This is a genomic window from Pseudoxanthomonas sp. YR558, assembly GCF_900116385.1.
GTDB lineage: Bacteria > Pseudomonadota > Gammaproteobacteria > Xanthomonadales > Xanthomonadaceae > Pseudoxanthomonas_A.
This window is the reverse complement of sequence record NZ_FPCI01000001.1, coordinates 1,518,982-1,535,045: the sequence shown is the minus strand read 5'-3', so window position 1 is coordinate 1,535,045 and position 16,064 is coordinate 1,518,982. Positions and strand designations below refer to the sequence as shown.

General features: G+C 62.8%; 12 protein-coding genes. All 12 read left to right on the top strand.

The genetic code is table 11. The features are described 5' to 3' along the window. Position 1: 1 nt before the first annotated feature. From BM365_RS07375 to BM365_RS07320, 12 genes are read left to right on the top strand one after another with little or no spacing between them, the layout of a single operon-like run. A complete protein-coding gene (locus BM365_RS07375; protein WP_233210927.1) occupies positions 2–1,366 on the top strand; it encodes a glycosyltransferase family 4 protein in 1,365 nt (454 codons plus the stop codon). Next, positions 1,363–2,157, top strand: a complete 795-nt coding sequence (locus tag BM365_RS07370; protein WP_233210928.1) for an ABC transporter permease — start codon at positions 1,363–1,365, stop codon at positions 2,155–2,157. The genes BM365_RS07375 and BM365_RS07370 overlap by 4 nt, the downstream gene beginning before the upstream one ends. Continuing rightward, positions 2,154–3,443 (top strand): ABC transporter ATP-binding protein, encoded by a 1,290-nt coding sequence (locus BM365_RS07365; RefSeq protein ID WP_093487912.1) that lies wholly within the window; start codon positions 2,154–2,156, stop codon positions 3,441–3,443. The genes BM365_RS07370 and BM365_RS07365 overlap by 4 nt, the downstream gene beginning before the upstream one ends. After that, positions 3,440–4,975 (top strand): methyltransferase domain-containing protein, encoded by a 1,536-nt coding sequence (locus tag BM365_RS07360; protein WP_093487910.1) that lies wholly within the window; start codon positions 3,440–3,442, stop codon positions 4,973–4,975. Before BM365_RS07365 ends, BM365_RS07360 begins: the two co-directional genes overlap by 4 nt. Next, complete coding sequence (locus tag BM365_RS07355; protein ID WP_093487908.1) at positions 4,968–5,888, top strand: GDP-mannose 4,6-dehydratase; 921 nt, start codon at positions 4,968–4,970, stop codon at positions 5,886–5,888. The genes BM365_RS07360 and BM365_RS07355 overlap by 8 nt, the downstream gene beginning before the upstream one ends. Next, complete coding sequence (gene gmd, locus BM365_RS07350; RefSeq protein ID WP_093487906.1) at positions 5,885–6,853, top strand: GDP-mannose 4,6-dehydratase; 969 nt, start codon at positions 5,885–5,887, stop codon at positions 6,851–6,853. The genes BM365_RS07355 and gmd overlap by 4 nt, the downstream gene beginning before the upstream one ends. Beyond that, the gene (locus BM365_RS07345) at positions 6,828–9,467 is read left to right on the top strand and encodes a glycosyltransferase family 4 protein (protein WP_233210929.1); all 2,640 of its coding nucleotides are present in this window, start codon (positions 6,828–6,830) and stop codon (positions 9,465–9,467) included. Before gmd ends, BM365_RS07345 begins: the two co-directional genes overlap by 26 nt. Continuing rightward, a complete protein-coding gene (locus tag BM365_RS07340; RefSeq protein ID WP_093487904.1) occupies positions 9,464–12,265 on the top strand; it encodes a YfhO family protein in 2,802 nt (933 codons plus the stop codon). The genes BM365_RS07345 and BM365_RS07340 overlap by 4 nt, the downstream gene beginning before the upstream one ends. After that, entirely contained in the window at positions 12,265–12,975 is a 711-nt protein-coding gene (locus BM365_RS07335) for a sugar phosphate nucleotidyltransferase (RefSeq protein ID WP_199186270.1), read from the top strand. The genes BM365_RS07340 and BM365_RS07335 overlap by 1 nt, the downstream gene beginning before the upstream one ends. After that, positions 12,972–13,847: an NAD-dependent epimerase/dehydratase family protein gene (locus tag BM365_RS07330; protein ID WP_093487902.1), complete on the top strand. Its 876-nt coding sequence runs from the start codon at positions 12,972–12,974 to the stop codon at positions 13,845–13,847. The genes BM365_RS07335 and BM365_RS07330 overlap by 4 nt, the downstream gene beginning before the upstream one ends. Continuing rightward, a complete protein-coding gene (locus tag BM365_RS07325; RefSeq protein ID WP_158253543.1) occupies positions 13,844–14,833 on the top strand; it encodes a glycosyltransferase family 2 protein in 990 nt (329 codons plus the stop codon). Before BM365_RS07330 ends, BM365_RS07325 begins: the two co-directional genes overlap by 4 nt. Then, on the top strand, positions 14,830–16,056 hold the full coding sequence (locus BM365_RS07320) for a polysaccharide biosynthesis protein (RefSeq protein WP_093487898.1): 1,227 nt from the start codon (positions 14,830–14,832) through the stop codon (positions 16,054–16,056). Before BM365_RS07325 ends, BM365_RS07320 begins: the two co-directional genes overlap by 4 nt. The last annotated feature ends 8 nt before the right edge of the window (positions 16,057–16,064 follow it).

The window sequence follows — 16,064 nt, the reverse complement described above, 5'->3', positions numbered from 1 at the left end:
CGTGGCAACGCTGTTCGAAAAGACGCCGACGGGCCAGCGCTTTGCGTTCGGCTTGCTCAGTGCGCTCGCTTGGATCCGCGGTAATGCGCTGTTGCGTACCGTGTACAGGGTCATGCCTGCTGCCCTCCGCGCACGCCTGAACGCAAGGCTGACCGAACGGGCGCACGCTCGGCTTAGGTTCGCCCGCAACCCGCGCTGGGAAAGGCAGTCGGCGACGGCGCACCTCGTTCGCCCGGTCGCGTTCTCGGGTGGGCCGGGCGTCAACGTTTTCGGCTATCTGAGCGGTGAATTCGGATTGGGCGAAAGTGCGCGCCTTTACTCGCGCTCCCTGCTCGATGCGAACGTCCCCTGCAGCTTCTTCAACATCGACCTGGCCCTGCCTCACGGCATGAAGGATGATTCCTTCGCAGATATGCTGGGCGACCAAGCGCCGCACAGCTCTAATCTGATCTTCGTCAATCCGGATTTCCTGCAGCAAGCCATGCAGAATGCGGGCGAGGGGCACTTCAAGGGCCGGCGCAACATCGCCTGCTGGTTCTGGGAGCTGCCGCGCATCCCGCTCGATTGGTCGCCGGCGATCGCGCAGGTCGACGCTATCCTGGTGGCTTCGCGTTTCGTCGAAGATGCCTTCCGTGCGGTGACGGACAAACCCATATTGAGGGTTCCCTTGCCGTACTACCCTGGTCCCGACAGTGGTCTGGCCAGGTCTGATCTCGGCCTGCAGTCGGACGACTTCATCTTTCTTTGCATGTTCGATTTTCACTCGTCGATGGCGCGGAAGAACCCGCAAGCCGTGATCGAGGCCTTCAAGCATGCGTTTCCAGAACGCAAAGACGTGCGTCTTCTCATCAAATCGAGCAACGGGAGCTTCCATGAGCAGGCCCTGCGCGACCTGCTAGCGCTCACGGCCAACGACCCGCGCATCATCGTGCGCGACGACGTCATCGATCGGGCTCATGTGCAGGCTCTGATCCGTTGTTGCGACGTCTTCGTCTCGCTGCATCGGGCTGAAGGATTCGGATTGGTCATGGCGGAGGCCATGGGGTTGGAGAAGCCGGTCATCGCGACGCGTTGGTCGGGGAACCTTGAATTCATGGCCGAGACGAACAGTTGTTTGGTCGATTTCAAGCTGCGTCCAGTGCAGGCGGGTGAGTACCCGCACGTGCCTGGAGACGAATGGGCCGAGCCGGATGTCAACCATGCTGCGTTCTTCATGCGGGAACTCGCGGCCGATCATGAGCTCCGTCGTCGTCTCGGTGCGGCGGCGAGGCAGACCGTCGTCAGTCGGCTGAATCCACACGCGGTGGGTAAGATGCTCGTGGAACAACTTGGCACCCTCGATCGTATGGCAGGAAGCACCTCGTGATATCGCCTTTCATCAATGCCATCTGGCGATATCGGAATTTCATCGTTTCATCGGTGGTCAACGAGCTGCGCACGCGCGTGGCCAGGAGCCGACTGGGCACTCTTTGGGTGGTGCTGCAGCCACTCGCGCAGGCCCTTATCTTCGCGGTAGTGCTGTCGAACGTCTTGGCTGCGCGCGTCCCCGGCGTGGACAGCAAATACGCGTTCGCGATCTACCTGCTGTCTGGCCTGCTGTGCTGGTCCGTTTTCGCTGAGATCTTGCAGCGATGCCTGAACGTGTTCATCGACAACGCCTCGTTGTTGAAGAAAATGCAGTTTCCACGCATTGCCCTGCCGCTCATCGTGGCTGGGACGGCGCTCGTGTCCAATCTCGCGCTGGCTGTCGTGGTGCTGGCGCTCTTGCCATTGCTTGATGGCCAGTACTCTGTCGCGCTGCTCTGGCTCCCGATACTGACCATGGTCACTGTGGCGTTGGCGACGGGCGTCGGCGTCCTGCTGGGCACGTTGAATGTGTTCGCGCGCGACATCGGCCAGATCGTCAACGTTGCCATGCAGTTCCTGTTCTGGATGACGCCGGTGGCCTATCCGGCCACGATCGTTCCAGCGCCCTTCAAGGTCGTACTGAGTGCGAACCCCGTAGCGGTGCTGGTGGGTGGTTATCACGATGTGCTGCTTTACGGCCGATCGCCCGGCCTGGCCGTGTTGTATCCGGCGGTTGCGGCGTTCGGCCTGCTGCTCGTATCGTTGATCGTCTTTCGTCGTGCGTCGGCGGAACTGGTGGACGCGCTATGAGTGCAACCTTCAGTCTCCTGGTCGAGGACGTCGGCAAAGCTTACGTGGAGTACGCCAGCGAGCTGCAACGCTTCGCGCGCTGGTTCGGCCTCCCTGCCAAGCCGCTGCATGAGCACTGGGTGCTCCAGCACATCAGTTTCCGCGTGGGGCAAGGCGAAGCCGTGGGCATCGTCGGGCAGAACGGTGCGGGCAAGAGTACGTTGCTCAAGATCATCACCGGTACCACGCTCCCCAGCACGGGCCGCGTCGGCATCAACGGCCGGGTATCCGCGTTGCTGGAGCTGGGCCTGGGCTTCAGTCCAGAGCTCACAGGCCGTGAGAACGCGCGACATGCGCTCGGATTGATGGGGCTGACGAGCGCGCAGATCGCCGACCTCATCGGTGGGGTCGAATCCTTCGCAGAGATCGGCGAGTACTTCGATCAGCCCATCCGAACATACTCCAGCGGCATGCAGATGCGGGTCGCGTTCAGTGTCGCGACGGCGGTAAGGCCCGACGTGCTCATCGTGGACGAAGCGCTTTCCGTGGGCGATGCCTACTTCGTCCACAAGTGTTTCAGGCGCATCCGCGAGTACCGCGAGGCGGGGACGACGCTGCTCATCGTGTCGCACGATGCCTCCGCGATCCAGTCGTTGTGCGATCGCGCGGTGCTGATTGACCGCGGGCGGATGGTGCTCGATGGCTACCCTCGCGAAGTGCTGGACTACTACAACGCGCTCATCGCCGAGCGCGAGAACAGTATGGTTACCGTGCGGGAAGTGAAGGATGGCGTCAGCACCCGCTCGGGTACGGGCGAGGCTGGTTTTACGGAGGTGGCGCTGCGCAAAGTCGACGGAAGTCCTGCCGACTACTTCTCCGTGGGGGAGCGCGCCATACTTGAGGCCCGCGTGGCCGTGCACGAAGATATCGACCGCCTTGTGTTCGGTTACATGATCCGCGACAGGCTTGGGCAACCGGTCTACGGGACGAATACCCACCATAGCGAACAGGCCTGCAAGGATCTTCCGGCAGGGCGACGCGTGACTTTCTCCGCGGAGTTCCCGATGAACTTGGGGCCGGGCACCTATTCCATCTCCATGGCCCTTTCGAGCACGGAAACGCATTTGGTCAAGAACTATCAATGGTGGGACCTGGCACAGGTGTTCACGGTCGCCAATACAGATAAACCGCAGTTCGTCGGCTGCGCGTGGATACCCCCCGTCTTGAGCGTTGTGCAGCAGGACGCGGATGCGACGGTGACGGTGCACACGCGCGCGGCGAAAACCGAGGCGGACGCCGGGCGATGACCATCGTGACGTCGAAGAAGATGCCCGTTTCTCCGTCCGATGGCCTGTTTACCGTCGCGGGCGTGATGCGCCGCATCCGTGTCGAAGCCGCGTTGCGCAGCGATGCTGCGGATCGTGCGGCGCTGGCGACCTATTCCGCCGATCCTTTCAGTCCACCGAACTGGGGTTCTTCGGAATCCCAGCTCGCGGCCAAGCCGCAATACGAGCTCGAAGAGCTGCTCCGAGCCAGTGATGTGGATTTTGTCCACAACGCCTATCGCGCGGTCCTTCGCCGGCCGGCCGACGCGATCGGCCTCGAGGGATTCGTCAACCAACTGCGAAGTGGAGGCATGAGCAAGGTCGATGTTCTGGCCGAGCTGCGCTGGTCTGATGAGGGGCGCACGCGTGGCGTCCACGTCAATGGCCTTCTGCTGCCGCACCTGTTGAGGAAGTGGGGGCGCAAGCCAATCGTAGGTCGTTTGCTGCGTTGGACGCATGCCCTGTTGTTCGTGCATCACTTTGAGCCCGCGCTTGCGCAGTCCGAAAACATCCTCGCGCGGGACGTGCAGGAACTTGGCCGACACGTCGGCCGCCTAGGCGATCAGTTCGGCGGTCTCCTGGAAAGGCACGAAGACACCCTGGCCATCTTCAACGAGCAATTGGGGCGTGTCCGCGAGACGACATCCGACATGGCGTCGGCGAACAGCCGGCGCGTGGCCAACCTCGAAAGCCAGGTCGCGGCCCTGCACCGGGTAGTCGAAGAACAGCGACACGCGTTCGATGAGCAGAGTCGGCGCTGGGAGAGGCATCTGGCGTACCTCGATCGCGAAATGGAGGCGCACCGCCTGGTGCAGGAGAGATCGGGTGTCCTCGACACGCTCTACGCCCGGTTCGAAGACGAGTTCCGCGGGCCGAAGGAGACGATCCGGGCGCGACTGATGCCCTATGTATCCTCGCTACAAGCGATGGGCAAGGGGAGTGAGGATCAGCCTATCCTGGACCTTGGCGCCGGCCGCGGCGAGTGGTTGAACCTTCTGCGCGACGCCGGACTGGTCGCAAGTGGCGTCGATACCAACCGCGCTTTCGTTGCCGAATGCGTCGCCTCGGGGCTCAATGTCGTCCTTGGCGACGCTATCGCTCACCTTGAGTCGCTGCCGGAGTCGTCGCTGGGCGCCATCACGACCATGCATCTGGTGGAGCACCTTCCGTTCGAGGCCGTCGTCGCACTGGCCGATGCTTGCCTGCGCGCGCTCAAGCCTGGCGGAGTGCTGATCGTCGAGACGCCGAATCCGGAGAATCTCCGTGTCGCGACCCACAACTTCTACCTCGACCCCACCCATCGCAACCCTCTCCCGCCGGTCATGATGCAGTGGCTGTTCGGCGACAGGGGGTTCTCCGATGTTGAGATCCTGCGGTTGTCCGACCACCGTCCATTGCCCGTGTTGCCGCGTTTACCGCCTGAGGCGCCGGCTGCAGCATCGTTGAATCCCCTGCTGGACTGGGCGGAGATCGCGCCCGACTACGCCATCGTCGCGAGGAAGCCGAATGAGTGAGTCCATCACCAGGATGCTGGTCACCGGCGCCAGTGGATTCGTGGGCGCCCATGTGCGAGATGCCGCGCGCGGCGGCGCGTTCGGTGCCGTCGAGTTCGTGGAGACGCCCAGAGGATTGGATCTGAGGGATGCGCTGGCCGTGCGTGAGGTCGTGGAGCAAGTGCGTCCGGCATCCGTCATCCATCTTGCCGCGCAAAGCCACGTGCCACGCTCCTTCGAGGATCCGGCGGAGACGATGGCCGTCAATGTCGCCGGCACGGCGAATCTGCTGGGGGCCCTGCTGGATTCCGGGTTCAGCGGCCGCCTGCTGTACGTCAGCTCGGGCGACATCTATGGCGCCGTGCCGGAGGAGGCACTGCCGGTTGACGAGTCGCGGACGCCGGAGCCGCGCAATCCGTACGCGGTCAGCAAGTGGGCCGCCGAGCAGCTCTGCCTCATGTGGCATCGTACGCGGGGGTTGGACGTCCGCATCGCCCGGCCGTTCAATCATGTCGGACCTGGGCAGGACACGCGCTTCGTGCTTCCGGCTTTGGCGCGACAGATCGTCGACATCGCTGCCGGAAAAAGCGAGCCGCGTATCGTAGTCGGCGACATCGACGTGACGCGCGACTTCACCGATGTCCGTGATGTCGTGCTGGCCTACGCCGCAATTCTCGCGCGTGGCAGCTCGGGTGCTACCTATGTCGTGGCCTCCGGACAGGAGCGCCGCGTGAGGGACATGCTTTCCGCCATGTGTCGGATCGCAGGCATCCAGCCGACGATCGAGCAGGACGCCGGCAAGTTGCGACCCGCCGAGCAACGCCGCATGGTGGCCAGCAGCGCCAAGCTCCGCACCGAGACCGGCTGGATGCCCAGCATCCCGATGGAACAAACACTTCAAGAAATTCTGGATAACGCAAGGACATACTCATGACCAACAAGAGCGCATTGATCACCGGCATCACGGGCCAGGACGGAGCCTACCTGTCCCGCCTGCTTCTGGAGAAGGGTTACACGGTGCACGGCATCTTGGCCCGCCGCAGCACCGACACGTTGTGGCGCCTCCGGGAACTGGGTATCGCGGATCAGGTCGTGCTGGTGGACGGCGATCTCCAGGACCTGTCATCCATGATCCGGGCGATGGAACGTTCCGGCGCCGATGAGGTATACAACCTGGGCGCGCAGAGTTTCGTCGGTTCTTCCTGGCAGCAACCGATACTGACCGCGCAGGTAGATGGCGTGGGCGCGCTCAATGTCCTTGAGGCGGTTCGCATCGTCAACAAGGAAGCGCATTTCTACCAGGCATCGACTAGCGAGATGTTTGGACTGATCCAGGCGGAGAAGCAGAGCGAAACCACGCCTTTCTATCCCCGCAGTCCCTACGGCGTCGCCAAACTGATGGCGCATTGGGCGACCGTGAACTACCGAGAGAGTTTCGGCATGCATGCTTCCAGCGGCATCCTGTTCAACCACGAATCGCCGCTGCGGGGTATCGAATTCGTCACCCGCAAGGTCACGGACGCCGTCGCGCGCATCAAGCTCGGACTGCAGAAAGAACTGCGCATGGGCAACATCGATGCGAAGCGCGATTGGGGTTTTGCGGGAGATTACGTCGAAGCGATGTGGCTCATGACCCAGCAAGCGCAAGCAGACGACTATGTGGTGGCGACCGGCACCACGACCACCGTCCGCGACATGTGCGACATTGCGTTCGAGCACGTCGGCCTGAACTATCGTGATCATGTCGTGATTGATGAGAAATTCTTCCGGCCTGCAGAAGTGGATGTCCTGCTCGGAAATCCTGAAAAAGCCATGGCCAAGCTCGGGTGGGCGCCGAAGACGTCGTTGCGTGAGCTCATCACGATGATGGTCGATGCCGATCTCAGGCGGCTTGCCTGACCCAACCGACGACACGGAAGCCGCCGTACACGCCATGAAGATTGCGATTGACATGCAGCCCTGCCAGACCGACTCCCGCCATCGCGGGATTGGTCGCTACGTGCTTGAGTTGGTCCGGGCCATGGCCATCTCCCGTGACAGGCCGGACATCACGTTGCTGGTGGACGCTTGCGAGATGGGACGCATGCGCGAAGCGCGTCGGCTCATCCGCGACAACGGGCTGGATGCTCGCACCCTCAGCTTCCACTATCCCGTCCAGGACGCCAGCGTTGTCATCGGCAGGGCGCTAGACGTCAGCCGCGCCGCGGGCATGCTTAGATCGCGGGTGCTGCAGTCGCTCCAGCCCGATGTAGTGCTCGTTACGAGCTTCTTCGAAGGTTTTGATGGCGGATATGGCGCTGATTCGGACCTAGACATGGAGGTGCTGGCCGGCATTCCGACGGTGGTCGTAGCCTATGACCTGATCCCGCTGCTTTTCCCCGAACGCTATCTGCCGGAGGGTTCGCCCTATACCGAGTGGTACCGGCGCAAGTTGGAAAAGTTCAAGCAGTTCGACATGTACCTGGCGATTTCCGAGTCCACGCGCGATGACCTCGTGCGGCTGCTCGACATCGCGCCGGAACGGATACGGGTGATCGATGCGGGTTACCGGCGGAACGACGAGATCCAACGTCGCGACGACGAGAGCCGGGAAAGCCTGGAAGAACGCGGGATCCACTCCCCTTTCGTGCTGATGGTAGGTAATGGCGACTGGCGGAAGAACAACATCGCTGCGCTGGCCTGCTTCGCCCGGTTGCCGAAACCCCTGCGGGACAAGCACCAGTTGGTGCTGACGCAGGCGGGAGATGACGTGCGCGCGGCTCTGGAAGGTGAGTTCTCCGCAATCGCGGATCGGACGCTGGTACTTGGCCAAGTATCCGATGCGGTGCTGTCCCGCCTTTATGCGGAGTGCACCGTTTTCTTCTTTCCATCCCTCTATGAGGGGTTCGGATTGCCGGTACTGGAAGCCATGGCGCATGGCGCCCCCGTGCTGAGCTCGAGCGCCGGTGCGCTGCGGGAAGTCATGTTCGAGCGTGACGCGCTCTTTGACCCAGCGGACATCGAGGCCGGCAGCGCCTTGCTTCAACGAGTGCTGACCGACTCCGCATTCCGGGAGAGCCTGTCGGCGCGCGGTGTCGAACACGCGGCGAAGTTCACCTGGCAGCGCAGTGCCGATCTTGCTTTGCGATCGATCGCCGAGCTGTTGGCGCCACCTGCCCACGGGCGCGCGCCTGAGCAAGCGGACGATCGGCCGATCGAATCGCCGACCGAGGGAGCCCCGGTCCTGCCGCCCGGCGCGTGGACACCTTCGGACGCAGACATCGGACTGCTTGCCGAAACGTTTCGCGTGCTCGGCAGGCCGGCGCAGCCCCGGATCGAGAACGCATTGGCTTCGGTGCTCAAGGGTCGGCGCCGACGCATACTGATCGACGTGAGTTGCGTCGCCGTCACCAATACATGGACGGGCATCCAGCGAGTGGTGCGGAACTATTGCGTCGGCTTGGCGTCCCTGGCTTGCCGTAATCCCGACGCGGACGTACACCTGATCAGCTTCACCGAAGAGGGTCTGCGCTATGCGGACGAGTTCGGTATCGCAAAGCTCGGGCTGGACCTCGATCCGCTCAGCGGTGCCGTGCAGGCGTTGCCGGATGACGTGTTGTTCCTGCTGGATTCGACTTGGGAGTGGCCGGAGCGGTTCAACCCGTTGGTGGAAGCGGTGTGGCAGAAGGGCGGTGAAGTGGTCCGCATGGTGTATGACCTCGTCCCCATCCTGGTGCCTGAAACCTGTCATCCCGGCATGCCTCCCGTGTTCCGACACTGGATGGAGTTGGCATGCGCGCGCACGGACGGATTGATCTGCATCTCGGAAGCCGTCCGCCAGGATCTCGAAGCGTTCATGGACGACATGGCTGTGCGAAATGCGCTGCCGTATCGCCCCTGGACGCGTGCCGTGCACCTTGGCAGCGATCTGGAATCCGGCCGTGAGGCAGAGCCGGGCGCGACCGTCCGCAGCTTGCTGGACGGCGCCGGAGAGAGAAAGGTACTGCTTGCGGTCGGGACGGTGGAACCACGCAAGGACCACGCGACGATCGTCGAAGCTTTCGATGCGTTATGGAAAGACGGCCTGGACCCCATCCTCGTCATCGTGGGGAAAGAGGGATGGAACGTCCAGGCGCTCGCGGAGCGGATGCGGGCGCACCCCTATCTCGACACACGACTGTTCTGGCTCGAGCACGCCAGTGACGGCGACCTTGCTGCGATCATGAAGCGCGCCGATGCACTGATCCAGGCATCCGTCTCGGAAGGGTTCGGGCTTCCCATCGTGGAGGCGGGCAGCAAGGGCGTGCCGTTGATCCTGAGCGATATTCCTGTGTTCCGCGAGATCGCAGGCGAAGAAGCGGTGTACTTCACCGTTGGTGACGCCGCTGCGCTCGCCCAGCGTGTCCGCGATGGCCTTGCCCGCGATGGCTGGCTGCATCCGAAGGGGATCAGAACGCTGACTTGGGAGCAGTCTTCGCGCAAGTTGTTCAGTGAGCTGCTGACGCCGTCGACGTTGAATGCGGTGCATGCGTGAGCGCGCCTCAACAGACGCGCTGGACATACGCGGCGCGCGGCGATGAGGCCCCGCGTTCGAAAAGGCGCATCGGCACCTGGCTACTGCTCGCGCTCTGCTTCATTGCGTTCTATGCGATCTACTTCTCGCCGGCGCTGCTGAAGCATGTGCTGCTCGCGCCGGGCGACGGCGAGATCTACTACCTGCCGCTGTTCAGGCTGCCGATCACGGAGTTCTGGAACGACCTCATTCTCTCTGGATACCCCGTCGCCTTCGACATTCAGGCGATGACGCTGTACCCATTGCGCTGGCTAAGCCCCACCTTCAATACGCTGGTGATCTCAGCCTACGTGGTTGCGGCGCTCGGCATGTACGGACTGTGCCGCAAGCTGACCGGGTCCCGTCTGGGCGCACTGACCGGCGCGCTGGTCGCGTCCGGTAGCGGCTTCATGCTGGGCCACTTGGGCCACCTGACGATCATCCACGCTGCGGCATGGATGCCTTGGATGCTGTGGGCCGTGCTTGCTGCACGCGATGCGTCTTGGCGCCCGGTTGCGCTGGGCGCAGCGGCCGTCGCGATGTGCGTCTATGGCGGCCACCCGCAATTGACGGTGATCAGCCTGCTGTTCTCAGGCAGTTACGCGCTGTTCCTCGCGGTAGCTACTGCCAGGGAAGTCGAATGGAACATCGCGCTCCGATATCTGCTCAGGATCACCGTCTTGTTCGCGGCGGGTTTGCTCCTCGCAGCGCCCGCGCTGGTGGGTCTGCTGGACTCGGCCGGGCAAAGCGTGCGTGCCGCGTGGTCGATCAACGACTTCGCAAGCTTCAGCCACGACTTCCTGTCTCTCCGGCTGCTTTGGTTCCCGAATCTCTACGGCGTCTACGGTCCGGGCCCATATGGCTATTACTCGGGCCCCTTCAACCTGACAGAGCTGGCCCTCTATGCCGGCATCGGCAGTTGGATGCTCGCCTCACTCGCGGTCACCGCGTTCCATCGGAAGTTTGCGATCTGGTTCTGGGTCGGCGGTGTGGTAGCGGGACTCTTGTTGGCGTTGGGAACGGCGACGCCGCTCGGCGAGCTCGTCTACCGCCTGCCCGTGCTTGGGAAGTTCCGCGCGCAGGCTAGGTTCGGCTGGATCTTGATCGTTTCGCTCTCGGTTCTGGCTGCCTACGGCGTGGCTGCGGTCATGGGAGGGCGGTTGCAGGCTCGCGGGCGATGGGGCGCATGGATCGTGAGTCTCGTCGGCCTGTCGCTTGCTGCTGCATCCGTGATGGCGGCGTTGCCCGATAACTTACTTGCACACGTGGGCGGCGCTTTGTCGGCACCGAATGTCGTGATTCCCCTCGTGCTGATCGCCGCGACGGCGTTGCTGTGTGCGTTCTGGTTGCACAGGCCCGGGCACGGACGCTTCGCCATGCTGCTAGTACTGCTCGTGATGGACCTGGCGAGTTTCGGCTACTACCACGATTGGAAGTACTCCATCGCCGTCGCCGATAGTGTCAGCCCGGCACGTTACGCGCCGCCGCCGCCCGCACTGACGCGGGGAGACGGTCGCGTACTGCCGTTCGGAGCCAATGAGTGGCCTGCGCAGACGTTGCGCCCCAACGTGAACATGCATTTCGGCGTGCCGTCGGCGATCGGTTACGGCCCGCTGTTGAGTGCACGGTACGCACAGGTGACGGGCACGGATCCTACCGGTTCATTCCCTCGCGTGCCCCTCGACGCTCCAATTCTGGATGTGTTGGGTGTTCGCTGGATCGCGGGCGACCTCGTGAACAGCGATCCACAGCTCTTGGGTGGCGGTTGCGGTGTCGCCGTACCGAAGGCCTCGGCGGCGTTCGTCGTGCCTGAAGGGACCCAGGTGGATCAGGTGCGCGTCGTGAGCCACATGGCCTGTTCCGAAGCGCTGAAGGACGGCACGCCTGTCGCCACGCTCGACGTGATCGCTACCGATGGCGCAGAGATCGCTGCGCTGCCGGTTGAGGTGGGGCGCGATACCGGAGAATGGGCACACGATCGCACCGATCTCGTGGGCGTGATCGCGCATCGCCGCCCACCGATAGCCGACTCCTTCGATGCGGGCGGCTTTCAGGGGCACAACTACGAAGGCGCATGGAGCGTTGAGCCGGGCTTTCCTGCGCGGATCGAGATCGATGTCGTCCCAGGTGGCAAGGCGCCCCTGAAAGTGGTGCAGGTCCAGGTTCGCGACGCGCGTTCGGGGATGTGGCAGTCCCTTGCGTCCGCCGATGCGGGCGTTGTGCGACCGCCCGCGCTGTCCCAGCCGTTGGCATGGGGCGGCGAAACGGCCATCCGGGAGCGCCACGACTACCGTTCGATGGCCTGGGTGGCGTGCAAGACGCAGCAGGCGGACTTGCCTGCGATCGCGAAGGTTCTCTCCGCCAGCCGGAACGATACGGGCTTCGACCCCTTCACGACTGTGTTGACCGAAAAGCGCTTGATCCTGCCCAGCGCTTGCCAGCAAGGGGCATCGGCGGACATTGTCGAGCGGCGCAATGGATATTGGCGGATCAGGACGCAGACAGACGGGCCTGGCGTACTGGTCGTCAGCTCGGCCTACCACCACGGTTGGGTCGCCGAGATGGGCGGCAGATCCTTGAGCGTCATTCCGGCCGATGGCATTCTGCTGGGCGTTCCCGTCGGCACGGGTAGTCATGAGATCGTGCTGCGCTTCCGACCGAGAAACTTCACCGTCGCGCTCTGGATGTCGGGCGCCACGCTGGCGTCACTGGCTGTGATGCTGGCGTGGGGCTTCAGGCGTCGGCGGGAAGGAATTCAAACCAAGCAAGGTCAATCCTGATGAAACGAGCTGTAATCCTGGCGGGCGGCAAGGGAACACGCCTGCGCCCCTACACTGTCGCGCTTCCGAAGCCGCTGATGCCGATCGGTGAGTATCCGATTCTAGAAGTCATCATCCGTCAGCTTCGTTCACAAGGGTTCGGACACGTTACGCTGGCCGTCAACCACCAGGCAGACCTGTTCCGCGCTTTCTTCGGCGACGGCTCCAAATGGGGCATGAAGATCGACTACTCGCTGGAATCCAAGGCGCTCAGCACCATGGGGCCGCTGAAACTCATCGAGGATCTTCCAGAACACTTCCTGGTGATGAACGGGGACATCCTTACCGACGTCCATTACGGAGAGTTCCTCGACGCTCACGCTGCGGAGGATCGTCTTTTCACGATTTCGGCCGCCGCGCGCGATCAGCGCATCGACTATGGTGTGCTGAAGGTGGACGGAGGCAACACGCTCGTAGGCTTCGATGAGAAGCCGAGCATTCCGTTCCTGGTGAGCATGGGCGTCTACGCGGTCTCACGCAGGACGCTCGACAACATTCCCCCCGACCAGGCTTATGGATTCGATCACCTGGTGCTGGGTTTCCTTGCGGAGCAGAAGCAGGTGACCGTGGTTCCCCACCTGGGGTACTGGTTGGATATCGGTAGACCCGACGACTACGAGCGCGCCATCGACGATTGGCCTGAACTCTCGAAGCGTCTTGTCATTGCATGAGCCCGCAGGACCACTATCGCGGATTGCACGTCGTGGTCACCGGCGCGAACGGTTTCCTCGGTCGCGCCCTCGTGAAGCGGCTGGAGGGCTTGGGCTGCCGCGTCACCGGCCTTGGCCGCAGTACCGGCTTCCGTCTGCTCGAGGATGAGTTGCCTCTGGAAGGCGTCGATCATGTGTTCCACCTGGCGGCGGAAACGGGCGTGCCCGACTCTTGGGAGGATCCGGTCCGGTTCCACCTGGTCAATGCGCATGGCACCGTGCGTGTGCTGGATCAATGCCGGCGTTCGCGAAGCTCACTGACCTACGTCGGGGCGTACATCTACGGAGCGCCGCGGGAACTGCCGATCGGCGAGCTACATCCGATCGACCCCAACAATCCTTATGCGTTCTCCAAATGGATGGGAGAGCAAGCGTGTGCCTGGTACGCGGATGTTTTCCGCATGAACGTATCGGCCATTCGCCTCTTCAATGTCTACGGGCCGGGACAGAGCAATCGTTTCTTGATTCCGCGCATCGTCGAGCAGGCGCTGGAACCCGGCGACGCGGATATTGAGCTCATGGATCTTTCGCCGCGGCGCGACTATCTGTACGTGGATGACGCGGTCGATGCGCTGTTGCATGCGATGCCGCGCGAAACTTTCCGCATCTACAATGTCGGGCACGGCGTATCGCACAGCGTCAGCGAGGTGGTGGACGTGGTGCTGCGTCGCACGGGATCGCGCAAACGCGTGCGTGCGGTGGGTCAGCCACGGACAAACGAGATTCAGGACGTCGTCGCCGACACTGCGCTGCTTCGCCAGGAATCCGGGTGGGCGCCTCGCGTCTCGCTCGAAGACGGGATTCAGCGCGTCATCGAAGGGTTTCAATCGTGAGAAGAATCCAGATTCTCTGTCCAGTTTTCCGGGAGGAGGCCGGCATCGCCGAATTCCACGGCAAGCTCGTTGCCGCGACGAAATCGCTGCGCCAGCGCTACGCGTTGAGCTACATGTACGTCGTCGATCCCGCGGGCGACCGCAGCGAGGCCATCCTGGCAGATCTGGCAGCCCGGGATCCGGATGTGGAGGTCATCGTGATGTCGCGCCGATTTGGCCACCAGGCTGCGTTGTTGGCGGGCATCGATGCCTCTGACGCGGACGCGCTGGTCATGCTGGACAGCGACGGACAGCATCCTCCGGAATTGATCGCGACACTTGTGGAGAAATGGGAGGGTGGTGCTCAGATAGTGCAGACGCTTCGTCAGGACGGCGCAGAGACCGGCCTGCTCAAGCGTGCCACATCGGCATGGTTCTACCGCATCCTGTCCAGCATCGGTTCCATCGAGCTGCGGGGCGGCGCGGCGGACTATCGCTTGTTGGATCGCTGCGTTGTCCAGGTGTTGCGGGACCACCTGAAAGAGCGCAACGCGTTTCTGCGCGGTCTTGTGGCTTGGGTGGGATTCAACGTCGCCCACGTCGAGTTCCAGCCGCTCAAGCGCGAGCACGGGGCATCGAACTACCGTCCTGGCATTCTCTTCAACTTCGCGCTGCAGGGCATCAGTTCGTTCTCGAAGACCCCGTTGCGGCTGTGCACGATCGCGGGCCTAGCGATGTCGGCGCTCAGTCTGCTCGCTGGGGCCTCGCTGGTGCTGGCCTATCTTGTCGGGGAGATCGACGTCCCCGGCTGGGCGTCCATCATCACGTTCATGGCGTTGCTCGGCGGCATGCAGTTGTTCTTCATGGGCATCATCGGCGAGTACCTTGGCCAAGTGTTCGACGAAGTGAAGCAACGTCCTCGCTACATCGTGGCTGAGCATCATGGGAAGGGCGCTGGCCTCGAGGCCGGTGCCAACACAACGGATCACTTGGGAACGCGCCAATGAACACAATCAGCTTGGACCAGACGGCGCTCGATCACGCGGTGCTCAAGCGCGACCAGTCGCACTTCCGTCCGGATCTGATTGAGCAGCGAGCGGCGCTGCGTGATGCCGTCCAAGGACGGCGTGTCCTGGTAGTGGGTGGAGGCGGGACCATCGGGTCGGCGACGACTATGCTTATCGCCGATCTGGCGCCGTCGGCGCTTCATATCGTGGACCAGAGCGAGAACTACCTTGCCGAACTCGTGCGCGACTTGCGCGGACGCCCCGGCGGGCTGTCCGTCACAGAGTTCCGCACGCTGCCGCTCGACTACGGGTCGCCGGTGATGGGTCGGTACTTGATGGATACCGAGCGTTTCGACATCGTGTTGAACTTCGCGGCGTTGAAGCACGTGCGCTCGGAAAAGGACGTCTATTCGCTGTTGCAGATGATCGACACCAATGTGGTCCGCCACATCCGCTTCCGCCAGTGGTTGCAGAAGGGTGGGCACGGAGAGCGTTACTTTGCCGTGTCCACCGACAAAGCGGCCAATCCCACCAGTTTGATGGGAGCGAGCAAGCGATTGATGGAGGATGTGGTGTTCGATGAGGCGCTCGCTGTGCCTGGAACGCGCACCACGGCGAGGTTCGCCAACGTTGCATTTTCCAATGGGAGCCTCTTGCAGGGCTTCTTGTCGCGCTTGGCGAAACGCCAGCCACTGGCTGCGCCACGCGATACGCGACGCTATTTCGTATCCCAGGCGGAGTCCGGTGAGATCTGCCTGCTCGCCTCGATGCTGGGTCAGCCGGATTCGGTACTGTTCCCTCGCCTGGATCCACGCAGCGAACTCCAGCTGCTTGAAGAGGTGGCATCGAGGGTGCTCGAATGCGCCGGCTACGAGCCCGTGTTTTTCGAGGAGGAGTCCGAGGCTCGGGCGGCGATTGATTCACTCGTGGCCGAAGGTCGCTATCCTCTGCTGCTGACGCCGCTTGACACAAGTGGCGAGAAGCCCTACGAGGAGTTCGTCGGTCAGGACGAATCGCTCATCGATAGTGGGCTCCAAACCCTTGCGGCGGTGAAGCATGTCCCTACGCAGGCGCTGACTAGGGATGTCATCTCGTTGCTTGAAGACGCGGTTCAGCGCGTCGATGGCGCTGTCGACAAGCAGGGAATCGTTGACGCCATCCAAAGCGTGGTTCCCGGCTTCTCGCATCGCGAGACGGGAAAATCGCTGGACGACAGGCTTTGACGAGCGGG

Excerpts from the sequence above, each read along its gene's own strand:
- BM365_RS07330 (WP_093487902.1), top strand. The coding sequence starts at position 12,972 with ATGAGCCCGCAGGACCACTATCGCGGATTGCACGTCGTGGTCACCGGC.
- BM365_RS07345 (WP_233210929.1), top strand. The coding sequence starts at position 6,828 with ATGCCGATCTCAGGCGGCTTGCCTGACCCAACCGACGACACGGAAGCC.
- BM365_RS07320 (WP_093487898.1), top strand. The coding sequence starts at position 14,830 with ATGAACACAATCAGCTTGGACCAGACGGCGCTCGATCACGCGGTGCTC.
- gmd (WP_093487906.1), top strand. The coding sequence starts at position 5,885 with ATGACCAACAAGAGCGCATTGATCACCGGCATCACGGGCCAGGACGGA.
- BM365_RS07355 (WP_093487908.1), top strand. The coding sequence starts at position 4,968 with ATGAGTGAGTCCATCACCAGGATGCTGGTCACCGGCGCCAGTGGATTC.
- BM365_RS07335 (WP_199186270.1), top strand. The coding sequence starts at position 12,265 with ATGAAACGAGCTGTAATCCTGGCGGGCGGCAAGGGAACACGCCTGCGC.
- BM365_RS07360 (WP_093487910.1), top strand. The coding sequence starts at position 3,440 with ATGACCATCGTGACGTCGAAGAAGATGCCCGTTTCTCCGTCCGATGGC.
- BM365_RS07365 (WP_093487912.1), top strand. The coding sequence starts at position 2,154 with ATGAGTGCAACCTTCAGTCTCCTGGTCGAGGACGTCGGCAAAGCTTAC.